Source organism: Nocardia sp. NPDC004582, assembly GCF_053602115.1.
Map to the genome: position 1 here is coordinate 63,505 of NZ_JBSGCY010000016.1, position 11,668 is coordinate 75,172.

The following is an 11,668-nucleotide window of genomic DNA, read 5'->3' on the forward strand; positions in this document are numbered from 1 at the left end:
GACTATCGCCGAGGTGAAGCACGGGCGGTCGCGTTTTTCCCCTGATCGCCCCCATGACGCGCGGAACGGGCCGCGAACCGAGTGGTTCGCGGCCCGTTCCCGGTCCTCACATCGAGGCGATCAGCCGATCCACGCGCTCGTCGACCGAGCGGAACGGGTCCTTGCAGAGCACCGTCCGTTGTGCCTGGTCATTGAGCTTGAGGTGGACCCAGTCGACGGTGAAGTCGCGGCCCGCCTCCTGCGCGGCGGTGATGAAATCGCCACGCAGCTTGGCCCGGGTGGTCTGCGGCGGCGTGGTGACCGCCGCGTCGACCGCGTCGTCCTCGGTGATCCGCTTGGCCAGACCCTTGCGGGCGAGCAGGTCGAAGACGCCGCGGCCGCGCTTGATGTCGTGATAGGCCAGGTCCAGCTGGGCGATCTTGGGATCGGACAGCTCCATGTTGTAGCGGTCCTGGTACCGCTGGAACAGCTTGCGCTTGATGATCCAGTCGATCTCGGTGTCCACCTTGGCGAAGTCCTGCGCCTCGACGGCGTCGAGGGTGCGGCCCCACAGATCCACCACCGCGTCGACCTGCGGGTCGCGGTCGCGGTTGCGCAGATGCTCGACGGCGCGGGCGTAGTACTCGCGCTGGATGTCGAGCGCCGAGGCCTGCCGGCCGCCGGCCAGCCGCACCGGACGGCGACCGGTGAGGTCGTGCGACACCTCGCGGATGGCGCGAATCGGGTTGTCCAGAGCGAAGTCTCGGAACGCGACGCCCGCCTCGATCATCTCCAGCACCAGCGACGCCGTGCCGACCTTGAGCATGGTCGTGGTCTCGGCCATGTTCGAGTCGCCCACGATCACGTGCAGGCGCCGGTACTTCTCGGCGTCGGCGTGCGGCTCGTCACGGGTGTTGATGATCGGCCGCGACCGTGTGGTCGCCGACGACACCCCCTCCCAGATGTGCTCGGCCCGCTGCGACAGACAGAACGTCGCCGCCTTCGGCGTCTGGAGCACCTTCCCGGCCCCGCAGATCAGCTGCCGGGTAACCAGGAACGGCAACAGCACGTCGGAGATCCTCGAGAACTCCCCGGCCCGGACCACGAGGAAGTTCTCGTGGCAGCCGTAGGAGTTGCCCGCGGAGTCGGTGTTGTTCTTGAACAGGTAGATATCGCCGCCGATACCCTCCTCCGCGAGCCGCTGCTCGGCGTCTATGAGCAGATCCTCCAGGACCCGCTCGCCGGCGCGGTCGTGAGTGACCAACTGCACCAAGCTGTCACATTCGGCCGTGGCGTACTCCGGATGGGAACCGACATCGAGGTAGAGCCGGGCACCATTACGAAGGAACACGTTCGAGCTACGGCCCCAGGAAACTACCCGGCGGAACAAGTACCGGGCCACCTCGTCAGGACTCAACCGACGGTGACCGTGGAACGTGCACGTCACCCCGAATTCGGTCTCGATCCCCATGATTCGTCGCTGCACCCTATCGACATTACAGCGGAATAGTGCCCGGTAACGGCCTTGTCGGAGCACTGATGCAAACGTATTCACAACGATTTAGCACGAGGTGCAACGCGGCACGCACTCTACCCTGCGAAAAAGCAAGGCTCCTTTGCACTCTGCTATTGAGAGTGCAAAGGAGCCTTATCCCGAATAGCGGGATTCGCCGACGTCGCCGGGGCCTTAGGAGGGGTCCCCGCCCGACGGCTTGTCGGCCTCGGCCGCCGCTTTCGCGTTCGGGGCCTTGCCGGTGATCAGTTCTTGCAGCGCGGCGCCGTGGACCCGGCGGAACGCCCGCCGCGGCCGCGACTGCTCGAGGGTTGCCACCTCCAGGGAGGAGACGCCCACGGTGCGCTGCTTGTCCTTGTCGCCCTCGGGCACGGCCTTCTGCAGCGCGGCCACCGCCGTGGTGATGGCCGAATGCAGGTCCAGGCCCGGCTTGTAGGAAGCCTTGAGGGCGGTGGTGATCGGGTCGGTGTTGCCGCCCATCACCACGAATTCCCGTTCGTCGACGATGGATCCGTCGAAGTTGATGCGGTACAGCACCGAGTTCGTGGACTGTTCCGGGTAACCCACCTCGGCGACGCAGATCTCCACCTCGTAGGGCTTGAGCTGGTCGGTGAAGATGGTGCCCAGGCTCTGCGCGTACAGGTTGGCCAGGAACCGGCCGGTCACGTCGCGGCGGTCGAACTGGTAACCGCGCAGATCGGCCTGCAGGATGCCCCCGCGGCGCAGCGCCTCGAACTCGTTGTACTTGCCGACCGCGGCGAAACCGACCCGGTCGTAGAGCTCACTGATCTTGTGGAGCGTGGCCGAGGGGTTCTCGGCCACGAACACCACGCCCTTGTCGTAGACCAGCACGATGACCGAGCGGCCGCGCGCGATGCCCTTGCGCGCGAGCTCGGTCTTGTCGCGCATGATCTGCTCGGCCGACGCGTAATACGGCAGTGTCATGCTTCGCCGATCCCCTCTGCCGCCAGCGCGGCCCGCTCCTCCACCATCGCCCGGGTGATCTCCTTCAGGCGCTCGTCGGTGACCTCCACCGCGCCCTCGGAGTCGATGACGACGGCCGTCGGGTAGATATTGCGCATGGTGTCGGGCCCGCCGGTGGCGGTGTCGTCGTCGGCGGCGTCGAAGAGCGATTCGATCGCGATCCGCAGCGCCCGGTCCTGGTCGAGGCCGCGCGCGTAGGTCTTCTTCAGCGACGATTTGGCGAACAGGGAACCCGACCCCACCGCGGTATACCCGAACCGCTCCTCGCTGCGCCCGCCGACCACGTCGTAGGACACGATCCGCCCGGACTTGTCCGGGTCCTGCGCGTCCGGGTCGAAGCCGACCAGCAGCGGGACCACCGCCAGCCCCTGCAGGGCGGCGGGGAGGTTGTCGCGCACCATCTTCGACAGCTTGTTGGACTTGCCGTCGAAGGTGAGGGGAACGCCCTCGATCTTCTCGTAGTACTCGAGCTCCACCGCGAACAGGCGGATCATCTCGATCGCCATCCCCGCGGTACCGGCGATGCCGGCCGCGGAGTAGGTGTCGGTGATGTACACCTTCTCGATGTCACGCTGGGCCAGCAGGTTGCCCTGGGTGGCGCGGCGGTCGCCGGCGATCAGCACCCCGCCGCGGTAGCTGACCGCGACGATGGTGGTGCCGTGCGGAGCGATATCCGACGGCACGCCCGGCTTGGGGTGCGTGCCGCCGGATCCGATTCCGTTGCCGGGCAACAGTTCCGGAGCGTGAATGCGCAGGTATTCGGAGAAAGAGGATTGGGCGAACCCCAACTGGAGCCGCAGGGGGTCACCTGGGGTCACTGGCCGCCCTTCTGCACGTATGCGCGGACGAAGTCCTCCGCGTTCTCCTCGAGCACGTCGTCGATCTCGTCGAGCAGGTCGTCGGTTTCCTCCGCCAGCTTCTCGCGACGCTCCTGTCCCGCCCCACCGTCGCCGACCGGGCCCTCGTCCTCGTCGCCGCCACCGGCGCGCTTGGTCTGCTCTTGTGCCATAGCAGCCGACCTCCTCTGTGATCATCGGCGAGCACCGGAGAAGACCCGATGCTCGTGCCGTCAACAGTACCCACCAGCGGGGACAACATGCCGGATTAAACGTCATTGTGCTGTGCCCGCGATCTCCCCGCCGCCATGTCGCGGACACGAAAAAGGGGTACGGGGTTCAGGTCCCGTACCCCTCTCACGTGGGCCTAGTGGGTCAGCTGGCGCACCAGTTCGGAGGCGGTGTGCACGCCGTCGAGGAGTTCGCCGACGTGGGACTTGGTGCCGCGACGCGGTTCCAGGGTGGGGATCCGCACCAGCGAGTCGCCGCCCAGGTCGAAGATCACCGAATCCCAGCTGGCCGCCGCGATATCGGCGCCGAACCGGCGCAGGCACTCACCGCGGAAGTAGGCGCGGGTGTCCGTGGGCGGGTTGGTCATGGCGTCGGTGACCTGCTGCTCGGTGACCAGGCGCTGCATCGAGCCGCGCGCCACCAGGCGGTTGTAGAGGCCCTTGTCCAGGCGCACGTCGGAGTACTGCAGGTCGACCAGGTGCAGCTTGGGCGCGGCCCAGGACAGGCCCTCACGCGAGCGCATGCCCTCGAGCAGGCGCAGCTTGGCGCACCAGTCCAGCAGGTCGGCGCATTCGAGCGGGTCGCGCTCGAGCAGGTCCAGCACGTGGGCCCACTTCTCGATGACGTCCTGCACCCGCGCGTCGTCGTTTCCGGTGCGGTCCATGAACTTCTCGACCCGGTCGAGGTAGATGCGTTGCAGCGCAAGGCCGGTCAGCTCGCGTCCGTCGGAAAGGGCCACGGTGGCACGCAGAGTCGGGTCGTGGCTGATGGTGTGCACGGCGGTGACCGGGCGGGCCAGCTGCAGATCCGAGAAGTCCTCGCCCGCCTCGATCATGTCCAGCACCAGCGCCGCGGTGCCGACCTTGAGGTAGGTCGACCATTCGGCCAGGTTGGCGTCGCCGATGATGACGTGCAGGCGGCGATACTTGTCGGCGTCGGCGTGCGGCTCGTCGCGGGTGTTGATGATGCCGCGCTTGAGGGTGGTCTCGAGCCCGACCTCGACCTCGATGTAGTCCGCGCGCTGCGACAGCTGGAAACCGGGGGTGTCACCGGACTGGCCGATGCCGACGCGTCCGGACCCGCAGACCACCTGCCGGGAGGCGAAGAACGGGGTCAGGCCCACGATGATCTGATTGAACGGGGTCTCCCGGCTCATCAGGTAGTTCTCGTGGGTGCCGTAGGAGGCGCCCTTGCCGTCCACATTGTTCTTGTACAGCTGCATGCGGGCCGCGCCGGGCACGCTGGAGGCGTAGCGGGCGGCGGCCTCCATGACCCGTTCACCGGCCTTGTCCCAGATCACGGCGTCGAGCGGGTCGGTGACCTCCGGCGCGGAGTACTCCGGGTGGGCGTGGTCGACGTAGAGGCGGGCCCCGTTGGTGAGGATCATATTGGCCGCCCCGACCTCGTCGGCGTCGATCACCGGCGCGGGCCCGTTGAGCCTGCCGAGATCGAAACCGCGCGCGTCGCGCAACGGCGATTCCACCTCGTAATCCCAGCGTGTGCGCTTGGCGCGCGGCACGCCCTCGGCCGCGGCGTAGGCGAGCACCGCCTGGGTGGAGGTGAGAATCGGGTTGGCTGACGGCTCGGTCGGCGTCGAAATGCCGTACTCGACCTCGATTCCGATGATGCGCTGCATGGCTTCGAGCCTAGGCGAAAGGCACGCCCGGACGCGGGCGGACTGTCCGGGTCGGTCTCATTCGCGAGTCGTACGCCGGGTCGTCCTCACGGGCGATCCGCGCGGGACCGGCGCGACGGCACAATCACCTCCATGGTCGAATCGGCTCCCCTCCCCCGCCCGCCGCACCCGGTCACCACCGTCGCCGACGACCCGAATCCCGTTCCCGCCCCGGCTGTTTCGAGCCGGGTGGCCGCGCTCGACGTGCTGCGCGGCATCGCGATCCTGGGCACCCTGGGCACCAATGTCTGGATCTTCACCAATGCCGAAGGGCTGCTCGGCTATATCGCGCGCACCGACGAGCCGCACGGGGCATGGCTGTGGATCGAGCGATTCCTGCAACAGCTGGCGCAGGGCAAGTTCCTGGGGCTGCTGACCATCATGTTCGGCATCGGGCTGGCTATCCAGCAGCGATCGGCGGCGCGCGGCGGACGCGCCTGGCCGGGCGGCTATCCGGTGCGGGCGGGGCTGCTGTTCCTCGACGGCCTGCTGAACTTCTTCCTGGTCGCCGAGTTCGACGTGCTGATGGGGTACGCGGTCACCGGTCTGGTGGTCGCGTACATCCTGGCCACCAGCCCGCGGGCGCAGCGGCGCTGGCTCATCGCGCAGGCCGGCGTGCACCTGACCCTGTTGTCGCTGTTCGCGGTGGCGATCGCGGCCGGATCGCCCGACGATTCCGGCCCTCGGCGCGCGCTGGATCCGAATCCGTACGCGGACGGGTCGTTCTGGGATCTGGTGGCGTTCCGGTGGGAGCACCTGCTGGTGTTCCGGCTCGAGCCGCTGCTCATCTTCCCGATGTCCATCGCGCTGTTCCTGCTGGGTGCGCGCCTGTTCCGGGCCGGGATCTTCGAGCCGGGCGGAGCGCGAATCCGCCAGCGGCTCATGCTGATCGGATTCGGGATCGCCGCGCCCGTCGACCTGGCGCTGGGCCTGATCGGCGGGGATCTGATCCTGCTGGCTCGCTACGGCACCGCGCCCGTCGTCTCGCTGGGCCTGCTGGCCCTGGTCGCCGAGGTCTACGCGCATCGGCCCCGGCCCGGCTGGGTGGGCCGCCGCTTCGGTGAGGTCGGGCGAATGGCGTTGAGCTGCTACATCCTCCAGAACCTGGTGGCTGGATTCCTGTGCTACGGCTGGGGTCTGGGCCTGGCGAGCCTGGTGTCGGCCAACGCCCGGGTGCCGTTCACGGTGGGGATCTACGTGCTGGTGTGCGCGCTCATGCTGGTCTTCGCGCACTGCTGGCTGCGGCGCTTCGAGCGCGGTCCGGTCGAATGGGTGTGGAATCGCAGCTATCTGGCCCTCACCGGCACGGCGCGCTGAGGGCTAGTCGACCTCGTCGATGGAGCGCAGGTAGGGCGACTGGCCGTCGATGCAGGACGAGAGCCGGTAGAGCGAATGCGCCGGAACGAAATCGACGAACTGCTCGCTGCCGGAGGAGCCGCCGCCGTCGGCATCGTGATACTCGCACTGCATGGAGCCGGAGACCACGTATTCGGTGTCGGTGTCGTTGCGGCAGTCCAGGACGTCGCAGTGCAGTCCGGCGGGGAGTTCGGTGTCGGCGCCGGCGGACGCGGCCGGAGCCAGTGCGGCCCCGGCGATTCCGGTGAACACGGCCAGCCGGGCCAGAGTGCGTGCGGTCATCGGGGTCCTCGGGTCGATCGACGTCACGCCCGCGCCGCCTCGGTACGCGAGAGCAGGTCGGCGACGACGGTGTCGCGGGTCAGCGGCACGTCCAGACTACGGGCATTGCCCTCGAGCAGCGACAGCACCGATTCGGTGAGGATGCCCTCGATGTGCTCGGAGGACAGGCCGGGAGCCGCGCGCCAGCTGTTGACCACGCCGTCGACGAACCCGACCGTGCCGAAGGCCATGGGGCGGGCCCGGTTCCGGTCGATGCCGAAGCGGTGCAGGGTGTCGGCGAACAGGTCCGCGAGCCGTCCGCCGATGCGGTCGCGGGCCCCGGCCAGCGCGGTCGAGGATTCGCCGTGCGGGTCGCCCGCGGTGAGGAAGCGATGCAGGTTGGGGTGGCGTTCCACCCAGCCGACATAGGTGCCGACGGCTCCGCGCACCAGGTCGCGGACGGTGCCGTCGGGGTGCAGGCGCGGCATCAGCTCGGCGGTGAGGCCGTCGAGGATGTGGCGGCGGATGGCTTCGTCGAGGTCGTTGCGGCCGTCGAAGTGCCGGTAGACGACCGGGCGCGGGACCGAGAGGCGGTCGGCGATCTGCTGGACGGAGATCTCGGTGCCGTTCTCCTCGATCACGGCCAGCGCGGCGTCGAGCATCTCGATCCGGCGGCGGGCCTTGTGGCCGTCCCAGCGCGTGCTGCGGCCGTCGGCGCCCCTCGGCGCGGGTTTGCTGCGTCGGGTCCCGGTCACCCGCCTCACGATACCCACCTCCGCATTGACCGTGACAGCATGTACCACTAATCTGAGTGTAACAGCCTGTATCAGTAATAGTCGGGAGCTGTCATGGGCGACAACGCGGTCTCCGCCGCTGCGCACGGTCTTTCCGGGCGCGAATCCTTGGCCCAGCGTTTGCTGGCCGGGTCGGTGAAGAAGTCCTACGACCCGGTCGTCGATCTGGACTGGGACGCACCGCTGGACCCGGACAAGCTCTTCCTGCCGCCCGAGGTCATCTCCCTCTACGGCACCCCGCTCTGGGACGCCATGACCCCCGAACAGCGCCGCGAACTCTCCCGCCAGGAACTCGCCAATGTGCTCTCGGTCGGAATCTGGTTCGAGAACCTGCTCAACCGGCTGCTGCTGCGCGAACTCATGGCCGGTGACCCGACCTCGCGGCACGCGCACTACACGCTCACCGAGATGGGCGACGAGTGCCGGCACATGATGATGTTCGGCAAGCTCATCGACCGCATCGAGGCGCGGCCCTACTGGCCCAACCGGTTCGAGCGCTGGACCATCAGCGCCTTGCAGCAGGTGCTGCGCGGATCCATGGTGTGGGTGGGGGCGCTGGTCGGCGAGGAGATCTTCGACGCGCTGCAGCGCCGCACCCTCGACGATCCGCGGTTGCAGCCGTTGGTCGCGCGGGCCATGCGCATCCACGTCACCGAGGAGGCGCGGCACATCGGGTTCGCGCGCGACGCCCTGGCACACCGGGTGCCGGGTATGTCGACGATCGAACTGCGGTACACGCGACTGTGCGTCGCGGTGGCCGCTCCCCTGTTCGTGCATCTGATGACCAACTGGCACATGTACGCCCGCGCGGGTATCGAGGACGGGCGGGCGGCGCGCCGGACGGCCCGCGCCAACCCGCATTCGCGGCGCGCGCTCGGACTGGGCGCGGCGAATCTCGGCGCGTTCCTGGACAAACAGGGGCTGATGGGGCCGATCGGCAAGCGCGTGTGGCGACGCCGAGGACTGCTGTGAGGTTCCGGCGGGCCCGTCGCGATCTCCCGTCTCCGGCCGGTCCGCAGGACTCCACCGAACCCGAACCGGCGCCGGACTATTCGGGACCGGCACTGCTGGACGCACCGGGCGTCGAGGTGGCGGTGCGGGTCGCGCTGACCGGCCATCTCGATCCCATCGACGGCCAGTTCCATTGGTACGGGCGGGTTTCCGCGGAGCGCGGGGCGCCCCTCCCCGAGCCGGGACGCGGTCAGGTCTTCCTGACCGTGCCGGGCCGGGCTCCGGCCCCCGGCGTGCTCCAAGAGCGCGACCCGTGGGGCAATCTGCGCATCGCCGGAATCGGCGCGCCGCCGTTCACGCCGTAGCGCGACGCCGTTCGTCTCGCTACCGGGTCAGGCCGATGAAGTCGGCCATGGCCTCGACGGCGTAGGCGAAGAACGGCCCGGCCGGATCCATGCTGTTGTCGAGCTGCCCGAACAGTTCGAAGGTGACCGTGCCGTAGAGCTGCGTCCACGCCATCACCGCGCGCACCACGGCGACCTCGGGCAGGCCGGGCGCGACCTGCTCGGCGATGCCCGCCGACTGGGCGGCCAGCACCGGGTCGACCGGGCCGTCGGGCAGCGTGAGACTGGCCGACTTCCAGGCCCGGTTGACCACGCCGAGCGCCGCCACCGGCACGCGGGAGGCGGGCCCGATGGTGGATTCGGGGGCCCGGTAACCCGGGACCGGCGAGCCGTAGACCAGGGCGTACTCGTGCGGGTGGGCCTTGGCCCAGTCCCGTACCGCGTGCGAGATTCCCCGCCACTGCGCCCGGGGCGTGTCCGCCGCCGCGACCGCGTTCTCGACCGCGTCGGCGATGCTGTCGTACGCCTCGATGATGAGCGTGGTGAGCAGGTCGTCGCGGCTGGGGAAGTAGCGGTACAGCGCCGAGGACACCATGCCCAGTTCGCGGGCGATGGCCCGCAGCGAGAGCGCGGGGGCGCCGGATTCGGCGAGCTGCCGGCGCGCGGCGTCGGTGATCTCGCGGGTGATCTCGGCTCTGGCCCGGGCGCGGGCGGTTCGGGGGACGCTCATCCCGATAGTGTGCCACGTTTCGGATCACCCGAATATTTCGAGAGCACCGCTCTTGACATTCCGCGAGGCGTGCATGCACACTGATCACAACAGAGAGCACCGCTCTCGCAGAGTGAAGGAAGATCCCATGGACGCCCACACCGCCGCCACCCGCTACATCGGCCCCACCGGTCTCGACCCGTATATGAACCGCTTCTTCAATATGCTCCCCAAGCTCGGCATCAGCGTCGCGGGCTCGCGGCTGCTGGCGGTGCGCGGCCGCAAGTCCGGCGAATGGCGCACCACCCTGGTCAATGTCCTGACCATCGACGGCACCCGCTACCTGGTCGCCCCGCGCGGCCACACCCAGTGGGTCCGCAACCTGCGCGTCGCCGGTACCGGCGAACTGCGCCTGGGCCGCAAGTCCGAGACCTTCACCGCCACCGAACTCCCCGACGCCGACAAGATCCCCGTCCTGCGCGCCTACCTCGACCGCTGGGGCTGGGAGGTCGGCCGCTTCTTCGAAGGCGTCACCAAGAACGCCACCGACGCCGAATTGGCCGCCATCGCACCGGGATTCCCCGTCTTCGTCCTGAGCTGACCCACCCCAGGAGTCCTCGCCCGGCCCGCACGCCAGACCCGGACCACGACCAGGGCCGCGAGCCCCGAGCCCCGAGCCCCGAGCCCCGAGCAACATCGGCTCGAGCCCCAGACGACGAACTCGCCCCGGCAAGGTCTGCGCCTTGCCGGGGCGAGTTCGTGTCCGGGCGCGGATCCCCCGCGCAGCCGGCGGACTTCCGGATGGGTCAGCCACCGCTCATTTCGCGAGTCACCGGCACCGACAGGTGACCGGCGGACTCGTCCCGCCCCTCGCATGCCGACCCGGAGCGCGTGGTGCGCACCGTGACTCCGGTCCCCCGAGCCTGCGGCGGACCGGCCGATTCGGTTGGGTCACCACGTCGGCCTTCGCCGTAGGGTCAGCGCAGTTCGTCGAGGGTTTCGTTGTCGCGGGCGACGAAGGCGCGGCCGTCGGCGGTGAAGACGATGGGGCGCTGGATGAGGCGGGGGTGGGTGGCCAGGGCCTCGATCCAGCGATCGCGGTCGGCGGCGGTGCGGCCCCAGGAGGCGACGCCGAGTTCCTTGGCCTGAGCCTCGGCGGTGCGGGTGATGTCCCATGGTTCGAGGCCGAGTTTGGTCAGGGCGGCGCGGATTTCGTCGGCCGAGGGCGGGTTGTCGAGGTAGCGGCGCTCGACGTAGTCCGAGCCGGTTTCCTCGAGCACCGCTTTGGCCGTGCGGCTCTTGGAGCACTGCGGGTTGTGCCAGATTTCGGTCGCCATATCGCCAGCCTAGGCGGCGGCACCGACTCCCCCGGTCACCGGCACGGTCGGGACGTACCGACCAGTGCGGTCAGCATGGACCGACCGCCAGGGTCGGGCACCGGCCGACCGAACGCTCACAGCCAGTCGACGACCCACCGGTAGGGGCGCATCCAGTACAGGCCGCCGTCGGGAATCGGCGCGCCCCAGCGCTGTTCGGCCTGGGTGAGCTGCCAGCGGTATTCGGGGCCGGGTTCGCCGCCGTGGATCTCGAGCAGGTGCCGCCGCCAGCTGCCGATCATGGCGGGCACGACCTGGCGGTCGTTCTCGTAGGCCCACTCCACGTTTCGGGTCATGAGGCTGTCGACGGCGTGGTTGGCGGCGTTCGGGTCGCCGCTGCTCAGCGAGTGCAGGAAGGCGGCGATCAGGTTGTAGGCGATGGCGTCGTGCACCGAGGTCTGGCCGTTCTCGAGCGACCAGATGCCCAGGTAGGTGGGCCCTTGCTCGTCGATCCACACCGCATGCGCCTCGCCGACCCGATTGTCGAAGATGAGCGCGGTGAGCAGGCCCAGGGTGGCCTTGCCCATGATGAGCGGATCCGGCCGGCCGGTGCCGACGGCATCGTCGATGAGGGCCCGGTAGGCGGAGGCGGCGATGCCGGGACGGTTGGCGTCCATCAGCGCGTCGGCGGTCGCGCCGCCCGCGAGCTGCTCGGCGGG

General features: G+C 69.1%; 14 protein-coding genes. 4 read left to right on the plus strand and 10 right to left on the minus strand.

The features are described from left to right. Positions 1-106 precede the first annotated feature (106 nt). The 5 genes from pafA to dop all read right to left on the minus strand — a co-directional run bounded on the left by pafA (position 107) and on the right by dop (position 5,179). Entirely contained in the window at positions 107-1,465 is a 1,359-nt protein-coding gene (gene pafA / locus ACWELJ_RS07580) for a Pup--protein ligase (RefSeq protein ID WP_452365355.1), read from the minus strand. A gap of 201 nt (positions 1,466-1,666) precedes the next feature. Next, positions 1,667-2,437 (minus strand): proteasome subunit alpha, encoded by a 771-nt coding sequence (gene prcA / locus ACWELJ_RS07585; RefSeq protein WP_452365356.1) that lies wholly within the window; start codon positions 2,435-2,437, stop codon positions 1,667-1,669. Next, on the minus strand, positions 2,434-3,294 hold the full coding sequence (gene prcB, locus ACWELJ_RS07590; RefSeq protein WP_452365357.1) for a proteasome subunit beta: 861 nt from the start codon (positions 3,292-3,294) through the stop codon (positions 2,434-2,436). The genes prcA and prcB overlap by 4 nt, the downstream gene beginning before the upstream one ends. After that, complete coding sequence (locus ACWELJ_RS07595) at positions 3,291-3,485, minus strand: ubiquitin-like protein Pup (RefSeq protein ID WP_033089305.1); 195 nt, start codon at positions 3,483-3,485, stop codon at positions 3,291-3,293. Before ACWELJ_RS07595 ends, prcB begins: the two co-directional genes overlap by 4 nt. A 194-nt stretch (positions 3,486-3,679) precedes the next feature. Beyond that, entirely contained in the window at positions 3,680-5,179 is a 1,500-nt protein-coding gene (dop, locus tag ACWELJ_RS07600) for a depupylase/deamidase Dop (protein ID WP_452365358.1), read from the minus strand. Positions 5,180-5,311: 132 nt separating this feature from the next. Between dop and ACWELJ_RS07605 the strand changes: the two genes are divergently transcribed. Continuing rightward, a complete protein-coding gene (locus tag ACWELJ_RS07605; protein ID WP_452365359.1) occupies positions 5,312-6,535 on the plus strand; it encodes a DUF418 domain-containing protein in 1,224 nt (407 codons plus the stop codon). A gap of 3 nt (positions 6,536-6,538) precedes the next feature. Here the strand turns inward: ACWELJ_RS07605 and ACWELJ_RS07610 are convergent, their stop codons facing one another. Beyond that, positions 6,539-6,856 carry a hypothetical protein gene (locus ACWELJ_RS07610; RefSeq protein WP_452365360.1) on the minus strand — a complete coding sequence of 106 codons (318 nt, stop codon included), beginning with the start codon at positions 6,854-6,856 and terminating at the stop codon, positions 6,539-6,541. Positions 6,857-6,879: 23 nt separating this feature from the next. Next, on the minus strand, positions 6,880-7,590 hold the full coding sequence (locus tag ACWELJ_RS07615) for a TetR/AcrR family transcriptional regulator (protein WP_452365361.1): 711 nt from the start codon (positions 7,588-7,590) through the stop codon (positions 6,880-6,882). A gap of 93 nt (positions 7,591-7,683) precedes the next feature. On the opposite strand from ACWELJ_RS07615, the gene ACWELJ_RS07620 reads away from it, so the two are divergent. Together ACWELJ_RS07620 and ACWELJ_RS07625 are read left to right on the plus strand one after the other, a co-directional pair. Further along, entirely contained in the window at positions 7,684-8,601 is a 918-nt protein-coding gene (locus ACWELJ_RS07620; protein WP_452365362.1) for an AurF N-oxygenase family protein, read from the plus strand. Continuing rightward, positions 8,598-8,945 (plus strand): DUF4873 domain-containing protein, encoded by a 348-nt coding sequence (locus tag ACWELJ_RS07625; protein ID WP_452365363.1) that lies wholly within the window; start codon positions 8,598-8,600, stop codon positions 8,943-8,945. Before ACWELJ_RS07620 ends, ACWELJ_RS07625 begins: the two co-directional genes overlap by 4 nt. Before the next feature lie 19 nt (positions 8,946-8,964). Here the strand turns inward: ACWELJ_RS07625 and ACWELJ_RS07630 are convergent, their stop codons facing one another. Beyond that, positions 8,965-9,654 carry a TetR/AcrR family transcriptional regulator gene (locus ACWELJ_RS07630; RefSeq protein WP_452365364.1) on the minus strand — a complete coding sequence of 230 codons (690 nt, stop codon included), beginning with the start codon at positions 9,652-9,654 and terminating at the stop codon, positions 8,965-8,967. A 127-nt stretch (positions 9,655-9,781) separates the two neighbouring features. On the opposite strand from ACWELJ_RS07630, the gene ACWELJ_RS07635 reads away from it, so the two are divergent. Beyond that, complete coding sequence (locus ACWELJ_RS07635; protein WP_452365365.1) at positions 9,782-10,234, plus strand: nitroreductase family deazaflavin-dependent oxidoreductase; 453 nt, start codon at positions 9,782-9,784, stop codon at positions 10,232-10,234. A 376-nt stretch (positions 10,235-10,610) separates the two neighbouring features. On the opposite strand, the gene ACWELJ_RS07640 is transcribed toward ACWELJ_RS07635, so the two are convergent. After that, on the minus strand, positions 10,611-10,970 hold the full coding sequence (locus tag ACWELJ_RS07640) for an arsenate reductase family protein (protein ID WP_452365366.1): 360 nt from the start codon (positions 10,968-10,970) through the stop codon (positions 10,611-10,613). Between the two features lie 116 nt (positions 10,971-11,086). Then, a partial coding sequence (locus tag ACWELJ_RS07645) for a hypothetical protein (protein WP_452365367.1) occupies positions 11,087-11,668 on the minus strand: 582 nt, incomplete at its 5' end.